General features: G+C 40.8%; 18 protein-coding genes. All 18 read left to right on the plus strand.

Features of this window, described 5'->3' with window-relative positions:
• Position 1 precedes the first annotated feature (1 nt).
• Positions 2 to 994 carry a hydrogenase expression/formation protein HypE gene (gene hypE / locus M0P91_RS11255; RefSeq protein WP_295067331.1) on the plus strand — a complete coding sequence of 331 codons (993 nt, stop codon included), beginning with the start codon at positions 2 to 4 and terminating at the stop codon, positions 992 to 994.
• A 354-nt stretch (positions 995 to 1,348) separates the two neighbouring features.
• Entirely contained in the window at positions 1,349 to 1,618 is a 270-nt protein-coding gene (locus tag M0P91_RS11260; RefSeq protein ID WP_295067334.1) for a hypothetical protein, read from the plus strand.
• Positions 1,605 to 1,883, plus strand: a complete 279-nt coding sequence (locus tag M0P91_RS11265; RefSeq protein ID WP_295067337.1) for a type II toxin-antitoxin system RelE/ParE family toxin — start codon at positions 1,605 to 1,607, stop codon at positions 1,881 to 1,883. Before M0P91_RS11260 ends, M0P91_RS11265 begins: the two co-directional genes overlap by 14 nt.
• A gap of 415 nt (positions 1,884 to 2,298) precedes the next feature.
• The gene (gene hypA / locus M0P91_RS11270; protein ID WP_295067339.1) at positions 2,299 to 2,640 is read left to right on the plus strand and encodes a hydrogenase maturation nickel metallochaperone HypA; all 342 of its coding nucleotides are present in this window, start codon (positions 2,299 to 2,301) and stop codon (positions 2,638 to 2,640) included.
• Positions 2,640 to 3,395 (plus strand): polysaccharide deacetylase family protein, encoded by a 756-nt coding sequence (locus M0P91_RS11275; RefSeq protein WP_295067342.1) that lies wholly within the window; start codon positions 2,640 to 2,642, stop codon positions 3,393 to 3,395. The genes hypA and M0P91_RS11275 overlap by 1 nt, the downstream gene beginning before the upstream one ends.
• Positions 3,396 to 3,468: 73 nt before the next feature.
• On the plus strand, positions 3,469 to 3,723 hold the full coding sequence (locus tag M0P91_RS11280) for a hypothetical protein (RefSeq protein WP_295067344.1): 255 nt from the start codon (positions 3,469 to 3,471) through the stop codon (positions 3,721 to 3,723).
• Between the two features lie 125 nt (positions 3,724 to 3,848).
• Positions 3,849 to 4,985, plus strand: coding sequence for a succinyldiaminopimelate transaminase (locus M0P91_RS11285; RefSeq protein WP_295067347.1), 1,137 nt, complete (start codon positions 3,849 to 3,851; stop codon positions 4,983 to 4,985).
• The gene (locus M0P91_RS11290) at positions 4,982 to 5,443 is read left to right on the plus strand and encodes a hypothetical protein (protein ID WP_295067350.1); all 462 of its coding nucleotides are present in this window, start codon (positions 4,982 to 4,984) and stop codon (positions 5,441 to 5,443) included. Before M0P91_RS11285 ends, M0P91_RS11290 begins: the two co-directional genes overlap by 4 nt.
• Positions 5,444 to 5,483: 40 nt before the next feature.
• On the plus strand, positions 5,484 to 6,449 hold the full coding sequence (locus M0P91_RS11295; protein WP_295067353.1) for a hypothetical protein: 966 nt from the start codon (positions 5,484 to 5,486) through the stop codon (positions 6,447 to 6,449).
• A gap of 10 nt (positions 6,450 to 6,459) precedes the next feature.
• A complete protein-coding gene (locus M0P91_RS11300; RefSeq protein WP_295067356.1) occupies positions 6,460 to 7,455 on the plus strand; it encodes an SMEK domain-containing protein in 996 nt (331 codons plus the stop codon).
• A gap of 2 nt (positions 7,456 to 7,457) precedes the next feature.
• Positions 7,458 to 7,682 carry an ABC-three component system middle component 6 gene (locus M0P91_RS11305; RefSeq protein ID WP_295067358.1) on the plus strand — a complete coding sequence of 75 codons (225 nt, stop codon included), beginning with the start codon at positions 7,458 to 7,460 and terminating at the stop codon, positions 7,680 to 7,682.
• The gene (locus M0P91_RS11310; protein WP_295067361.1) at positions 7,657 to 9,375 is read left to right on the plus strand and encodes a DUF2326 domain-containing protein; all 1,719 of its coding nucleotides are present in this window, start codon (positions 7,657 to 7,659) and stop codon (positions 9,373 to 9,375) included. Before M0P91_RS11305 ends, M0P91_RS11310 begins: the two co-directional genes overlap by 26 nt.
• 63 nt (positions 9,376 to 9,438) lie before the next feature.
• Positions 9,439 to 10,749: a UDP-N-acetylmuramate--L-alanine ligase gene (gene murC / locus M0P91_RS11315; protein ID WP_295067364.1), complete on the plus strand. Its 1,311-nt coding sequence runs from the start codon at positions 9,439 to 9,441 to the stop codon at positions 10,747 to 10,749.
• 2 nt (positions 10,750 to 10,751) lie between these two features.
• Entirely contained in the window at positions 10,752 to 11,081 is a 330-nt protein-coding gene (locus M0P91_RS11320; RefSeq protein WP_295067366.1) for a hypothetical protein, read from the plus strand.
• 5 nt (positions 11,082 to 11,086) lie between these two features.
• Positions 11,087 to 13,297 (plus strand): endonuclease MutS2, encoded by a 2,211-nt coding sequence (locus M0P91_RS11325; RefSeq protein WP_366934080.1) that lies wholly within the window; start codon positions 11,087 to 11,089, stop codon positions 13,295 to 13,297.
• Positions 13,298 to 13,657: 360 nt separating this feature from the next.
• Entirely contained in the window at positions 13,658 to 14,521 is an 864-nt protein-coding gene (locus tag M0P91_RS11330; protein WP_295067370.1) for a hypothetical protein, read from the plus strand.
• A gap of 68 nt (positions 14,522 to 14,589) precedes the next feature.
• Positions 14,590 to 14,763, plus strand: a complete 174-nt coding sequence (locus M0P91_RS11335) for a hypothetical protein (RefSeq protein ID WP_295067373.1) — start codon at positions 14,590 to 14,592, stop codon at positions 14,761 to 14,763.
• Positions 14,764 to 14,945: 182 nt separating this feature from the next.
• A complete protein-coding gene (locus tag M0P91_RS11340) occupies positions 14,946 to 15,713 on the plus strand; it encodes a hypothetical protein (protein WP_295067376.1) in 768 nt (255 codons plus the stop codon).
• Positions 15,714 to 15,833 lie beyond the last annotated feature (120 nt).

Raw genomic sequence — 15,833 nt, forward strand, 5'->3', positions numbered from 1 at the left:
AATGACCAAAACAATTACATTAGCCCAAGGCAACGGCGGCGAAGAGAACAACGAACTGATCAAAAAGGTATTTTACAAAGCCTTTAACAACGAGATATTGGAACGAAGCGAAGATGCGGCGGTGATCGGAAATTTGGCGATGAGTACCGACAGTTTTACGGTGAGTCCTCTCTTTTTCGCGGGGGCGGACATCGGAAAGCTCGCGGTGTGCGGTACGTGTAACGATCTCGCGATGATGGGTGCACAGCCCAAATATCTCACTTGCAGCGTTATCATCGAAGAGGGGTTTGAGGTAGAGTTACTGGAGCGGATCGTCGAGAGTATGAGACAAGAGCTTCTTATTAACGGTGCGGTCGTGGTCAGCGGCGATACGAAGGTGGTACCGAAGGGGAGCGTGGATAAGATATTTATCAACACCACAGGGCTGGGTGAGATCGTCCAAGCGGGGATCAGCTCGAATAACGTGAGCGAAGAGGACGTGATCCTCATCAATCGCGACATCGGGTGCCACGGAGCGACGATTTTCGCCGCGCGTGAGGGGATGGAGATGAGCAGTGCCCTCAAAAGTGACTGTAACTCGCTCTATCCGCAAGTCAAAGCTCTCATGGATGCAGGGGTGCGGATCACGGCGATGCGCGATGCGACGCGCGGAGGGGTTGCGGCGGTGCTCAACGAGTGGGCGAGACAGTCGAACGTCTGTATCGAAGTAGAAGAGGAAAAAATTCCCGTGAGCGATGAGGTCAAAGGGATCTGTGAAATGCTGGGATTTGAAGCGACGGCATTGGCGAATGAGGGGACGTTTGTGTTGGCGATCCACAAAGATCACGCGCTTCAAGCCCTGGAGATACTCAAGGGGTTTGAGGTGTGCGCTATGGCTTCGGTGGTGGGTGAAGTGAGTCAAAAGTATCCACAAAAAGTGATCCTCAAAAGCCCGTGGGGGACGTCACGATTTTTAGAGACCCCAAATGGCGAGTTGTTACCGAGAATCTGCTAATGCATGAATACTCTATTGTGCAAGTATTGTTAACCCAGTGCGAGAGCTATGAAAAGGCAAACGATGCCGAAAAGCTCACCCGCGTCGAGATCAAGGTGGGGTGATGAGCGGGGTATGCTGGCGTTCACGATCGACCGCCGGCATGCTACATCTAGCAACAACATGATGGCGCAGGGGCGCTATATGGTGGTGAGCAAACATGATATCAAAGCGTTCGAGTGGATGGTGGACGGGACGGAAGATCGGATGGCGCCAGCGAAAAAAGAGACGGTGAAGTATTGAAAATGGCGGAGTTTTCCCTAAAAAGAAAAACTCTTGCTATAATTGAAAAAATGGATAAAAAAGGTTGTTGCGATGTATGCAGTCGAATTTGAAACCATTAACCATAACGGAACGATCACCATTCCAGAAGAGTACGGGTTTGCGGACAATGAATCAATCAAAGTTATCCTTCTCAAAAAAGAGAGAAGTGCCAACGACCCTGAATTTCAACAACATCGTGAAGAGATCAAAAATCTCATCGATGACTATAAAACAAACGGGGATAAAAATTTCCTCCCGTATGAAGAGGGGATGGACGCAATCGATAACTGGCTGGACGGTTTAGACGTTGCGAATCATTAAATCCAAAACGTTTAATACGCAGCTGATAACGGCGCTTCAATTTATCGCACAAAACAATCCTCACAACGCAAAAGCATTCAAAAAAGAGCTGGATGCGAAAATAGTCGATTTACCTCATTTCCCTTTCAAATTCAGAGAGTCCGAATATTATGACGATGAAAATGCGCGGGATTTGGTTTTCAAAGGGTATACCATTCCTTATTATGTCGATAGTGTCGGAGATACAATTATCATTTTGAAAATATTTAAGTATCGGTTACCGTAAAAAAATATAGTAGACTTCTTGCATAACCTTGTTATGCAAGAAGTTTTCTGCCTCGAAGAGGCAAGCTTTAGCGCCATAGCGGCTAGCGTAGTGCTTTGGGCTTTGCTCAAAGCACGTTTAAAAGAGAGTTCTGCAAGAACTCTAGTGAAGTATTAGACTTTCCGTTCGTGGTAAACTTGTCGAACCATGAACGATTGACCCTTCGACAAAACAAGGGTACCGATCGTAAAGTGATGTTTTCTTGAGCGCAGGGCGAACTGGAAATTGGTTGCCGTAAAAAATTTGCTATAATATTCGGTATAAAAAACCAAATATTAACCCAAAAATACCCTAAAAAGGTTATTTTAAAAAGCCCGTGGGGGACGTTTCGATTTTTAGAGACTCCGAACGGCGAATTACTACCGAGGATTTGTTAATGCATGAGTATTCGATCGTCCAAGCGCTGCTCGATCAATGCGAGAGCTATGCAAAGGTAAACGATGCCGAAAAGATCACCCGCGTCGAGATCAAGGTGGGGGTGATGAGCGGGGTGGAACCGCATCTCCTTTCCACGGCATTTGAGACGTTTAGAGAACATACACTCTGCGATTCTGCGGAGCTGGTGGTGCACATTCAGCCGATTGTCGTCACCTGCCGTTCCTGCCATGCGACCAATGCCCTTGAGAGAGCCCATTATTGCTGTCCGGAGTGCGAGAGCACCGATGTGCGGGTGGATGAGGGGGAAGATTTGCTGTTAATGCGTTTGGAAATGGAGTGATGCTACCTGCCCGATCCATTCTTTTTTGGATTGCGTGTCTCTTCCTCTCTCCGTTGGCGGCGGAGCAGAAGATATCGATTTTAGCGTACCACCGCTTTGGGCCGAATGCGCCAGAGCGTATGACGGTGAGCAACCGCGTATTTGAAACGCATCTGAAATGGTTGCAACAGCATGGGTATGCGGTGATCCCGATGGAGAGGGCGGTGAAATTTCTTCGGGGAGAAGAGGAGATCCCTCTAAAATCGGTCGTCATTACGGTCGATGACGGCCACAAAAGCGTTTATACCGATATGGCGCCGCTGATCCGAAAATACCGTGTACCGGTGACTCTCTTCATCTACCCCAGTGCCATTTCGAATGCCAAATATGCGATGACGTGGGATCAGCTCAGAGAACTTGAGGCGACGAAATACTTTAGCGTTGAATCGCACACCTACTGGCACCCCAATTTTAAGATCGAGAAGCGCAGACTCCCTCCTGCGGAGTATGAAAAACTCGTTGCCGGACAACTCGGCTTATCGAAGTCGGTATTGGAAAAAGAGATGGGGCATGAGGTGAAGTATCTGGCCTGGGCATTCGGGATTCATGACCTCTATTTGGAAGCGATAGCAAAGAAGTGCGGATATACAGCGGCCTTTTCTATCGGCCGCCGGCCGGCATCGGCAGAAGAGGGGATGCTGGGGCAGCCCCGATTTTTGATGCAAAACGGGGATGACGCGGCACGATTTGAAACAATTGTTTTTAATGCAAATTGATTTGTTAAAAAAGTGATGCAAGGCGAAAAAAGATTATGGTACAATGAATTTTAGTTTTATGGAAGGTTTTTAAATGCAAAAAAATTTTTCAGGTAAAAATCGAAAACGAAGAAAAATCAAACTCGATGGTACGCTGGAAGATCAGAGAGAGCCGAGTCTGTTTAAACCTTTTATCTATTATGCGTTGGAAATTTCGCTTCTTTTATTGATAATCGGAACATTTGAATTGAGTATTGACCCGACAACGTGGTCGAACGTAAGCTACATCATCTCTACGATGTGGGTAACCTATACGACGATAAAACTTTTTCGCGTCCTCACCCGTTAGAGGGGGATTGGTTCCCCATACCCGCAAAAATTTCTACGATCCGTCAATTGTGACGGTACTATTTAAAATTTACAGCCTCATATCGCTATAATATATCTACACAATTCCATTACAAAGACTGTCCTTTGCATTTTGAGCCGTATCCGTTTGAAAAATTGACCGCCCTATTGGAGGGGATTACCCCTAATTCTGACTATTCGCCGATTGCTCTCACCATTGGAGAGCCGCAGTTCGAGACTCCCGCATTTATCCAAAAATCGTTGTGCAAACACTCTGAAGAGCTGCGCCGCTATCCGAAAACGGCGGGGGAGAGCTATTTGAATGAATCGATGCGGGGATTTGTCGCTACCCGTTTCGGGGTGGAGCTGAAACCTTCTGAGCTGATCAGCACGTTCGGGACGCGCGAGGTGCTTTTTAACTTTCCGCAGTTTTATCTGTTTGATACACAAAATCCCGTGATGGCCTACACCAATCCGTTTTATCAGATTTATGAGGGCTCAGCGATCGCGTCGCGCGCACGGGTGATCCACCTGAACCTGACCGAGCAAAATAGTTTTAAGCCGGTGGTTGATGAAGCAAAGTTGGCCGAGTGCGATCTCGTGATCCTCAATTTTCCGAACAATCCGACCGCGTCGGTACTGAGCCTCGATGAGCTGGGGGAGTGGGTGAAACTGGCCCTCAAACACGATTTTTGTCTCATCAACGATGAGTGCTACAGCGAGATTTATACGGCCGAAAAAGTCCCTTCGCTTCTCGAAGCGTCGATCCATGTCGGGAATAGGTCGTTTAAAAATGTCCTCGTGATCAACTCGATCTCCAAACGCTCTTCCGCGCCGGGACTGCGCAGCGGATTTATCGCCGGAGATGCAGAGATATTAAAAGGGTACGCACAGTACCGCACCTATGTCGGATGTGCGTCTCCGTTGCCGCTTCAGGCTGCCGCCGCGATGGCGTGGGCCGATGATGTTCATGTTCAGGCTGCGCGGGAGGTCTATGCCCAAAACTTCAAAGCGGCACGGGAAATTTTAGGGGTCGAGAGCTCCGATGCGACGTTTTATCTCTGGCTTAAAGTTTCTGATCCGCTGGAATTTACCCGGCGCCTGTACCGCGATTATAATGTCAAAGTCCTCCCGGGGGAGTTTTTGGCACGCGAAGACAGTTGCGGTGAAAATCCCGGGATCGGATATCTCCGTATCGCCCTCGTCGAAGAGACCGCACGTACGATCGAAGCACTACACCGCCTGAAGGAGGCCCTCCAATGATCGAGTTGAAAGAAAAAATTTACAAAGCCCAGAGCGAAGGGGACATTGCTGCTCTCTACGTTCTTGAATCCCAGGCGCATGAGAAGTTTGACGAAGAGACTCTGATGGCCTATTATGCCAATATCCTCGATGTCGCCCTTGAGCGGCTTACCAACGCGCTGGAGAATCTGGAGCGGCTTGATATGAGCGAAGTGCAGGATTTCGCAACGCTGCGGGCGTTGTACGAGTATGCGATCGAACACTACAGTGCGGGATCGGCAGGTGATGCAAGTGCCTTATTCGAAGTTCTCGGAGGTTTAAGTGATGACGCCTCTTTCAGCGAAGCGATGAAAATTCACCGGGCGGCATGCGATGCGCGTATACCGTTTGACGATTTCATCGATGAATACGTCGATATGAATGCGACTCAAAACGGCGGCAAATTTTATATCAGTTTTTTTAAAAAATCGATTGAGTAGAACTAAAGTATAATGATATTGACTAAAAAAAAGGTGTCAAATGACTGTTAAAGATGCAATTTTGAAAACTCTTGATGAGATAGATAAACCATCAACCTATCAGGATGTTACAAAATATATTTTAGAGAATAAAATATATGTATTTGACGGGTCTACACCTGATGCAACAGTATCAGCATTATTAGGTGATTTTATTCGTAAGAATGATACGAGAATTGGAAGAACAAAAGAAGGGCGTACATATTATTACTATTTGACAAAAAATGAAGTAATTAATGAAACTATCGAAGATAGTTTTTCTGAAGAAAAGATTGATGTAAAAAAAAGTAATAAAACTGATTTTACAGAAAGAGATCTACATCCGCTCTTTGTAAGTTATCTTAAAAGTAAAAGTATTTATGCAAAGACTATTCTTCATGAAGAATCAAAAAATAGTAAAGATGATACACAAAAATGGGCGCATCCAGATATTGTTGGTGTGAAATTCGTTAAACTAAAAAGTGATGCAAGCGTCAAACTTCTAAAAACTCTTGAAAAAAAAGATTCATGTGAGATTGTTTCGTATGAGCTTAAAAAAGAGATAAATTCTGATACTGAACTAAAAAAATGTTATTTTCAAGCAGTATCGAATTCGAGTTGGGCAAATAGAGGTTATTTAGTTGCTTTTGAAATCGGAGATCACTTGAAAGAGGAGATTGAACGTCTTAATAAAGCTTTTGGAATTGGTGTAATTAAATTGCATTCAAATCCATTTGAAAGTCAAATGCTATTTCAATCCTCTTATCGGGACTTAGATTATCAAACGATAGATAAACTTTGCCACATTAACAACAAATACAAAGATTTTATAGAGCAAATCGAAAAAATTTTAAATGCAGAAGATAGGTATTTGGATTCGACGATTAATGAATTAAATGGAAAATGTGATCAGTTTTATGAAAAAGAGGAAGAAATAGTCAAATATTGTGCTGATAAAAATATTCCGTATGACCAAGAATCAATATAAGGATGTTTGAGTGATTGATTTAAGACAGCAAGCATTTAATAATATCAGTAGAGTATTAGCAATAACACGATTCGATATAGAACAAAGACAGCATATAAATGATTATGGATTAAATATTCATGCAGAAAATTATTTTAGAGATGTATTTAGATTTGTTTATGGATATAACTTTGAAAATGCAAACTTTGAAAGTCAGAATATTGCATGTATTGACTTAATTGATAGAAATGAAAAAATAGCTTATCAAATTACAACAACAAGAACAAAAGAAAAAATTGAGAAAACATTCAAAGCATTAACAAAACCAGAGTACAAAGAATACACGTTAAAAATATTTTTTTTACTCGATAAATCAAAACCAGACAAGAAAACTATAGATGAACTTAATAGTTTATATAGTATTGATTTAGAGAATTTATTATTAGATTATACTGATTTAATCAGGGATATAAATAATCTTGAAACCACAAAACTTATCGAATTAAATACTAAATATTTTCAAGGAATTGAAAATAAGTATACAGAAGAGATGATTTTAAATTTAGTTTTTAAGCATTTAGTTCAAAATCACACCAAAATGAATTTTAATTATGATGATGACTTTGTAAGTATAGATACGAAAGTAAAATTAGAGCTGAATAATATAAATGATAGGTTTTCCTCAAAAATAAATAATGGGTTAGATTACAGAGAAATTTTAAATAGTATTGAAGATGAAGAAAATGTATTAAGTAAGTTACAAAGTTTTGTAATTGAAGTCTTATATAGAAAAGTGTTAATAGATCTGTTGTTTTCTAAAATTTCAAAAAATGAATTAGAGAATTTAACTATAACAGAACTTCATCATTTATCAAAAGAATATGCTTTAGATTTTAATAAAATAATTCATAATTTACATATGGAATTAAAAAAGCATATTATCATTGATGATTTTAATGCAACAGAAATTAGTTGGATTATTATTGCATTCTTTTTTGAAATTTGTGATGTGGGGATTAAAGAATGATTATGCCTACAAAAATTATACAGCCTGTTGATAGTCTGATAAGTATATCCGCAACAGTGATAGAAATTTTAAAAGTAAATGGCATGAATATAGATGATTTATTAGAAGAGATAAATATGCGATATTATAAAAAGATTAGCATTGAAAAATTGATTTTATCTGTTGATTTTTTATATATTATAAACAAGATAAAGGATGAGAATGAAATTATTACAATTAACATCTGAAAATCCCAAATTTAGAACAATAAATTTTGAAAGTGGACTTAACATAGTTGTTGGTTCTCAACTAACAGCAGAACAGAAAAAATCAATTAATGGTATTGGCAAAAGTATGTCATTGTCATTGATTCATTATATGTTTGGCTCAACATTTAAAACTAAATCAGAAAAAAAATTAGAAGAATATTTAGCTAAATATGGTGTGTTTGAATTGACCTTTTCACATAAAAAAAAGGAATACAGGATTAGAAAAGATTTTTCTCAATCGGAGTTTTATATTAATGAAGAAAAAATTGCTAAAACTAATTATCGTAAAAAATTAAATGAGATTTTTTTAGAGGAGAATTCGACTTTATCGTTCAAACAAGTATTTAATTGTTTTGCCAGACGATACAGTAGTGATAATGGTATGATTTATTATAGTAACATACTTACTCAGCAAGGTCGCTCAATAGAAGATTATAAGCAGCAATATACTAATCTATATTTATTGGGAATTGATATGTCTTTGGTCAAAAGAAGTTTTGATATTAAAGAAAGATTATTAAAATTAGAAAGTGCAAAAAAAGCTATTAATGAGTATGAAAAAGCTTTAGATAAAACAAATATTAATGACATAAAAGATGAAATTATAAGACTAAATAAACAAGTTGATGAATTCATTATCGCAGAAAACTATGATAAACTCAAAAAAGAGGCAGATGCTTTAACGAACGAAATTAATGAATTTAGGAACCAGATATTTTTTACAACTAAAAAATTAAAAATGAAAGAGCTGAACTTTGAAAGTTCAGAGAATACTAATATAGATATTGAAAAAATTAAAGAACTTTTTAATGAAGCACATTTCTTTTTTGAAAACAAAATTACAAAAAGACTAGAAGATGCTCAAGCTTTTCATAATAACTTAATAAATAGTAGAAAAAAAAGGTTAGGTATAGAAATTAGAGATTTAAAAATTTCCCTTGAAAAAATACAATTAGATTTAAATACGGTTTCTATAAAAAGAGATAGTATGCTGAAAGACTTAAACAATAGTGGTGCACTTGAAGAGCGAGATAGTTTAAAAGATAGAATAAAGACACTGGAAGCAGAACAAAAAAACTTAGAAAAGTACGAGCATATCCTAGTTGATTTTAAAAAAGATAAAAGTGACTTGGATGTTAAAAATGCAGTGATAAAACAAGAAAGCATCTCATATCTTGAAAAAAATCATCAAAAACTAGAACTATTAGAAACTAAATTTAGAGATTTGGTAAAAAAGTTTTATGACAATCAGGGCGGTTCCTTTAAAATTGAAGAAGCTCCAAATGCAAAATATCTTTTTACTATCAATTCACATATCCCAAAAGAAGGTTCACAAGGAAGAGGTGAGGTTAAATTATTTTGTTATGATGTTTTATTGTACCAACTGAATAAAGATTTGTTGAACTTTTTGGCACATGATGGCTGTTTGTTTTCAGAAATGGATAGAAGGCAACGGTCTACAATTTTTAAAATTGTTTTAGAGCTTGTTAGGGATCATGAATTTCAGTATTTTATAAATATTGGAGATAATACATTAAAAGAGATACTGGATGAAGAGCATGAAATAAATATTTTGACAGATGAAGAAAAAGAAATAATTAAAAAAAGTATACGACTAGAGTTATCAGATAAAGAACCAAAAGATTGGTTATTTGGAGAAAGTTTTGATTGAGTATATTCCACAGAATATGCTGATTGATTATTATAAATTAGATATGCACAATAAGGGAAAAAAATGAAAATTCACTTTATCGGTATCGGCGGTATCGGCATTTCGGGACTCGCCAAATACATGCGTTTCAGCGGTCATGAGGTGAGCGGTTCGGACATGAAAGAGACCCATATTACCCAACGGCTGCGTGATCGCGGAATCACGGTCATGATCGGCCACGATGCGGCCAATATCCCGCAAGGGTGTGATCTGGTCATCCATTCGGCGATTATCCGCGACACCAATGTCGAAGTCGTCGAAGCAAAAAACAGAGGGATCGATGTCCTGCACCGACGCGACGCGCTGCTTCGTATCCTCAAAGAGAAAAAAGTGTACGCGGTATGCGGAGCCCACGGCAAGAGTACGACGACGGCGATTCTTGCTTCGATCATGAGCGGAAGCGCGATCATCGGTGCGGAGTCGAAAGATTTCGGCTCCAACGTCCGCTACGACGGAAGCACCGACGTGATGCTTTTCGAAGCCGATGAATCAGACGGGAGTTTTTTGAATTCGAACCCTTACTGTTCCATCGTCACCAATGCCGAGCCGGAGCATATGGAGTATTATCACTACAACCTCGATGAGTTTCACAACGCCTACCGCCGTTTTGTCGAGATGGCACCGATCCGTGTCATCAATGCCGAAGATCCGTTTATGGCAACCCTCGAATGTGAGGCGATCCGTCTCTACCCGAGTCAGGACATTACCAATATCCGCTACACCCTCATCGACGATGAACCCTACACCCGTTTTACCCTCAAAAACATGGGAGAGTTCGAAGTATGGGGATTCGGTGAACATATCGCCATGGACGCGTCACTGGCGATTTTGGCGGCGGCTCAGACGATGAGCATCGCGGCGATTCGTGCCAATATCCTCCACTTCAAAGGGATCAAAAAACGGTTCGATGTGATTTTCAAAGGATCGGATCGTGTCATCATCGACGATTATGCCCACCACCCGACCGAGATCAAAGCGACGATGGAGTCGCTCAAAACCTATGCGCAGCTCAAAAAGTTTGATCGTATCATTGCGATCTGGCAGCCGCACAAATACTCACGGACGCTGGATAATATCGATGCCTTTATCGAATGTTTCGAAGGGGTGGATGAGTTGGTCATTCTTCCGGTATGGGCGGCAAGTGAAGAGCATGTAGAGATCGATTTCAAAGGGCTGTTCGGACGATATTCACCATTGATGGTCGATAAACTCTACCGCAAAGGGGATACGATACAAGCTCTTGTCGGTGATGAAGCGGTACGAACGTATGATCGCGATCTGATTGTCGGATTCGGAGCCGGGGATTTGACCTATCAGCTTCGGGGAGTCAAGTAAGTATGGGGTACTGGCTGTGGCTTAGTGTCGTTATCGTTATTTTCGGGATAATGCACTATTTCACGGAACTGGATATTCGTCAAAAAGCAATGATCAGTCTCGCGGTTGCATTGGTGGTGTCCGGTGCCATTCTCTACAATATCCGAAGCGATCAGGAACGGGCACAGGTGACGGACATCGAACTCAAATACCGACACGGCGAGCGCGTCGTATGTCAGGGGATCGAAGTCAACGGGAGCGAATTTTCCTACAGCGACGGGACCCAAAGCTTTATCGGAAACAAAGGGACGAGTCATTATCAACAAATTTTCAATCTGCGTGAGTGCCGATGAGTTCCATGTCGTCTAATTTGGCCGAATTATTCGGTAAACTCGATTTGCTCCCCCATTTGTCGGCATTAGAGAAATTTTTCTCCCGTCACCAGAATATCGCTATCCCCGGGGATCAGGAACGCCATTTTCGCTACATTCAGGCGCTTGATGCGCTGGAGTTCAAAGCCCCTCCGAAAAGCCTGGCGTTTGAGGGGATTATCAACCATCTGAAAAAGCAGGGTGTTTTGCGGTTTGAAGAGATGTTTGAAGTGATCAAGGTGGTCCGTTATTTTCGTTTGATGCGCAACAACGACTATCCCGGAATCATCGGTGAGTGGATGGGGACGATCCGCATTCCCGAAATTTTCGACGAGATTGACGAGTACTTTGATGAGAGCGGAAAATTTATCGAATCGCGTGATGAAGAGCTTCACCGTATCGCACAGCGGATCAAGGCGATTAAAACCGAGATCAACGAATCGATGAAGCGGCTGTTATTTACCCAAAAGCTTGCCCCCTATCTGGTTGATAGCCAGATCCATTATATCAATGACGAAGAGTGTCTGCTGCTGCGCGGCGGGTTTAACCATGTGTTCAAAGGCTCCGTTATCGGACGGACGGGGGCGGGATTTTTCTACGTCGCCCCCGACGCGATCCTCCGCTCCAAAGAGCAGCTGCGCGGTATATTGCAGGAGCGGGAGGCGAAACTCTACGAGTACGCCAAAAAATTCTCGATGAAACTTGCTCCGCTGCTCCCCTTTATCGGATTCATCGACCGTGAATTTGAGCGGTATGACCACTATCAGGCGCGTGTTTTGTTTGCGCGGGCGCAAAACTATGCCATCCTCAAACCGCAGAACAACAACGAGATCATTCTCGAAGAGTTCTCCCATCCCGCATTGCACAAACCCAAACCGATCAGCGTCCGGTTCAAAGGGAACCTTCTGATGATCACCGGGGTCAACGCCGGGGGAAAAACGATGCTCCTCAAATCGATCCTCAGTGCGGCAGCGATGGCCAAATACCTGATCCCGATGAAGCTCAACCCCCACAAATCCCGCATCGGCGGATTCAAACGCCTCGTTGCGGTCATCGACGATCCCCAAAACGTCAGCAACGATATCTCGACGTTCGCGGGGCGGATGGTACAGTTCAGCCACCTGTTTGATCATAAAAACGCCCTTGTCGGGGTGGATGAGATCGAGCTGGGGACCGACAGCGACGAAGCGGCGGCCCTTTTTGCCGTTGTCCTTGATGAGCTGATCAAGCGGGGTCAGAAGATCATCGTCACGACCCACCATAAACGGCTCGCGGCCCTGATGGCCGACCGTGATGATGTGGAACTGCTCGCCGCGCTGTACGACGAGGAACGGCGTGTTCCCACCTATGAGTTTTTGCACGGCGTCATCGGGAAAAGCTACGCGTTTGAGACGGCGGCCCGATATGGAATCAACCCTTCTATTATCAGCCGAGCGAAAGTCGTCTATGGCGAGAACCACGAAAAACTCAATATCCTCATCGAACGGGGAAGCGAGCTGGAACGGGAACTGAAGCGCAAGAACAAAGAGGTCGATGAGCGTCTCGAATCGCTGAAAACTCAGGAACGCGAACTCAAAGAAGCACGTGAAAATCTACGAAATGAGCTGGAAGCAGAAAAGAGCAAACTTCGATACGGCTATGACGCCGCCATACGCGAAGCGAAAGAAGCGGCAAAGGGGATGGACATGGCCGCTATCCACCGTCAGCTTAACAAAGCCGCTTCGATGGTGCCGAAAAATCAGCCTCCAAAGATTGCTGAACCCGAACCGATCGTCTTTACCGTAGGGCAGAGTGTCAAATACCGTACTCAGCGCGGCACTATCGTGAGTCTGGGGAATAAAGACGCGATGATCGAAGTGGAGGGGATGCGCATCCGGGTGAAGCTAACGGATCTCAAACCCTCCGGTAACCTCCCGAAAAAGCCCAAAACCACCCATACGATGCAAGTGGAGCAAAAAAGCGGTCTCAAACTTGACTTACATGGGCTTCGAGGGGAAGAGGCGTGCGAGCGGATGGATAAATTTCTCTCGGATGCACTCTTGCAGGGGTTTGATGAGGTGATTATCTATCACGGGATCGGAACGGGGAAACTTTCCTATGCGGTCAAAGAGTTTCTAAAAGTGCATCCGAGTGTCAAAGGCTTTTCCGATGCTCCTCAGCATTTAGGGGGATTTGGGGCGAAGATCGTTCGTCTATAACTATCCGTTCGCCCTGAGTGTGTCGAAGGGTAAACAAATAGTATGTTCATGGTTCGACATACCTTGTAGGGCACAAGTGCGCACCACGAACGAAACACTCTCCGTCATCCCGTGCTCGATACGGGATCTAATATACACTTTAGATGCTGAATCAAGTTCAGCATGACAAAATATCTTGCTTGGGATTTATTCGCACTCCCCTTGCAAATCTTTTTATTTCACAGTAAAATCTTTAAAAATATGTCATTTTGTTTAATTTTGATAGATAGGTTTTGATATTCAGAAATACTGTGTATCTAAATAATCTATATATGGATTAGGTGAAAAGTACGTTTTTGTAATGAATAAAAGGTACAAAAAATGGAATCTCTATTCACAGCTATTTTACCAGATAGCTATTCAAATTTTATAGGTACTATTGCTTTTATTATTGCAATAGTATGTTTATTTATATCATTTTTAGTAAATCTACGAAGCCATGCAACGAAGATGTTTTCAATATTGCTGGTTGCGTCCCTTGCATTTTTTGCTTCACATTGGAGTACATATTTTGCGGCGATATTTATTGTTGCGACTGCTGTAACAGAATTGGAATTTTTACAAAATCTTGCAGCTATCCTTAGAAAAGATGAGAATTATTTCAACTATAAAAAAGAAGTCTTGTCAAAAGAAGATAATATTCGTAGAAAAGCGGAAGAAGTACTTGAAGAAGAATATGTTGCTAGTAAAACAATTGATGATGAAATCTCCAAAGAAAAGAAGATAGATATATCGAAGTTACAAGATATGTCTCGAACAGAAATGATGAAATATGCATTTGATATTGAAGAAAAAACACTTGACTTTTTATCACAAACCTACGGTAACATTGAACGAAATGTCAGATTTAGAAAAGATGGAGAGTCAGTTGAATTTGATGGTGTGATTTCTGAAAATAATAATCAAAAAAGTATTGTTTTTGAAGTGAAGTGGATACGAAATGCAGAATATTCTTTGCAACTTATAATGCATTCGATAAGAAGATCGAAAGAACTTGTAGAAAAATATCAGAAGATCACAGGTATCAAATCAGAGTTTCGTTTGATCGTAGTAACCAATACAAAGACCGGTTTAAATGCAGATAGAATTGAACGTTTTCGTGAAAAAGCTAAAGATGAAAATGTTTTTTTAACTTTTCTCAGTTTGAGTGAAATTGGTTTTGAAGTAACTAATGAAAATTCCTAACAAATCAAATAAGACTATTAAAAATCTTAGTGGATACTAGAAAAAATAAATAAATCTTAGGATCAATTATGGCAGATATGGCAGAACACATCGGTTTGGCAGAACTCATCCGCGAACGTAAAAGCACACCGAAAGCGTCGTATATCCCTTTTGAAGATGTTATGGCAAAAGCAAAAAAAGATTTTTTAAATGCTTTAAATCAAGTTCCAAGCAATGAGCCATACGAAGACGATAAGCTTTAAAGCAAAACAAAATTCACATCATTTCATTTTCCGTTCGCCATGAGCTAGTCGAAGGGTGCTTCGTCATTCCCAACTTGATTGGGAATCCATTTCTCCGTCATCCCGTACTGGATCTATCTCATTCCTCCTCCTTGCAAATATTTTTATTAAAGTGTAAAATTATTAAAAAATATGTTTGGAGTATGAAGATTTTGAAACAAGAAATGTATGAACTTGCTGGTGAATTAAGAAAAATTTATCAAAAAAAAATTAATAATACACACATATGGGCATCTATTGCGTATGAAGCTATAAATGTTGCTAGTGCTAATGTAGAGATTTTATCGAGTTCGACGTTTAAAGTCCCGTCAAGATCTGTATCGAAAACTAAGGAAATTTCACGCTCAAAAGAATCTTTAGAAGAAGTTCTAAATGCAGCAGCCGATATTGACTTCAATTATTCAATATTTACTTTCATTGTTGCACAAATTGAAGCATTTTTATCAGATTTGGTGCGTGGAGTTTTGAGGATAGATAAACGACGGTTAAAAATCAGAGTACAAGGGATTGACCATACAAATAAAATAGATATAGCTGAAATAATTGATTCAAATGATATTGATGAGGTTTTAGAACTCATAATAAAAAAAGAGTTGATTAGTATTTTTTATGCTTCACCAGAAAAACAATTTGAATATTTAGAAAAAGTTTTAAATATAAAAATAGATGAAAAGCTTTTTGAGCTTTTCGATAAATGGAAAGAGTATAAAGCTACAAGAGATATTATTATACATAATTCAGGGATAGCTAATGAAGTGTATTTGAAAAAGTCTGGCAATAAAGCAAAGTGGACAGAAGGTGAAAAGGTAGTTATAGAACAAGATTATTTAAATAGTTTGGTGGCGGAATCAAAATCATTAGTCGGTAAAATATGTTCAGCTATTCAGGCAAAGAATAAAATAAAAAAATAGTGGTCATGTGATAACTATAACTCCTAAGCTAGATTCCCGATCAGGTCGGGAATGACGGGATTTTTTACAGAAGAAAAGAAAAGAGAGAAGAATAAAAGATAAAAGGGGACAGGCTACTTT

This window comes from Sulfuricurvum sp. (assembly GCF_023229695.1).
Classification (GTDB): domain Bacteria; phylum Campylobacterota; class Campylobacteria; order Campylobacterales; family Sulfurimonadaceae; genus Sulfuricurvum.

What these genes read in the sequence shown, in the direction of transcription:
- M0P91_RS11340 (WP_295067376.1), top strand. Translation starts at nt 14,946, where the DNA reads ATGAAGATTTTGAAACAAGAAATGTATGAACTTGCTGGTGAATTAAGA.
- M0P91_RS11320 (WP_295067366.1), top strand. Translation starts at nt 10,752, where the DNA reads ATGGGGTACTGGCTGTGGCTTAGTGTCGTTATCGTTATTTTCGGGATA.
- M0P91_RS11310 (WP_295067361.1), top strand. Translation starts at nt 7,657, where the DNA reads ATGAAATTATTACAATTAACATCTGAAAATCCCAAATTTAGAACAATA.
- M0P91_RS11280 (WP_295067344.1), top strand. Translation starts at nt 3,469, where the DNA reads ATGCAAAAAAATTTTTCAGGTAAAAATCGAAAACGAAGAAAAATCAAA.
- hypA (WP_295067339.1), top strand. Translation starts at nt 2,299, where the DNA reads ATGCATGAGTATTCGATCGTCCAAGCGCTGCTCGATCAATGCGAGAGC.
- M0P91_RS11330 (WP_295067370.1), top strand. Translation starts at nt 13,658, where the DNA reads ATGGAATCTCTATTCACAGCTATTTTACCAGATAGCTATTCAAATTTT.
- M0P91_RS11305 (WP_295067358.1), top strand. Translation starts at nt 7,458, where the DNA reads ATGCCTACAAAAATTATACAGCCTGTTGATAGTCTGATAAGTATATCC.
- M0P91_RS11325 (WP_366934080.1), top strand. Translation starts at nt 11,087, where the DNA reads ATGTCGTCTAATTTGGCCGAATTATTCGGTAAACTCGATTTGCTCCCC.
- murC (WP_295067364.1), top strand. Translation starts at nt 9,439, where the DNA reads ATGAAAATTCACTTTATCGGTATCGGCGGTATCGGCATTTCGGGACTC.
- M0P91_RS11290 (WP_295067350.1), top strand. Translation starts at nt 4,982, where the DNA reads ATGATCGAGTTGAAAGAAAAAATTTACAAAGCCCAGAGCGAAGGGGAC.
- M0P91_RS11335 (WP_295067373.1), top strand. Translation starts at nt 14,590, where the DNA reads ATGGCAGATATGGCAGAACACATCGGTTTGGCAGAACTCATCCGCGAA.
- hypE (WP_295067331.1), top strand. Translation starts at nt 2, where the DNA reads ATGACCAAAACAATTACATTAGCCCAAGGCAACGGCGGCGAAGAGAAC.
- M0P91_RS11275 (WP_295067342.1), top strand. Translation starts at nt 2,640, where the DNA reads ATGCTACCTGCCCGATCCATTCTTTTTTGGATTGCGTGTCTCTTCCTC.
- M0P91_RS11260 (WP_295067334.1), top strand. Translation starts at nt 1,349, where the DNA reads ATGTATGCAGTCGAATTTGAAACCATTAACCATAACGGAACGATCACC.
- M0P91_RS11295 (WP_295067353.1), top strand. Translation starts at nt 5,484, where the DNA reads ATGACTGTTAAAGATGCAATTTTGAAAACTCTTGATGAGATAGATAAA.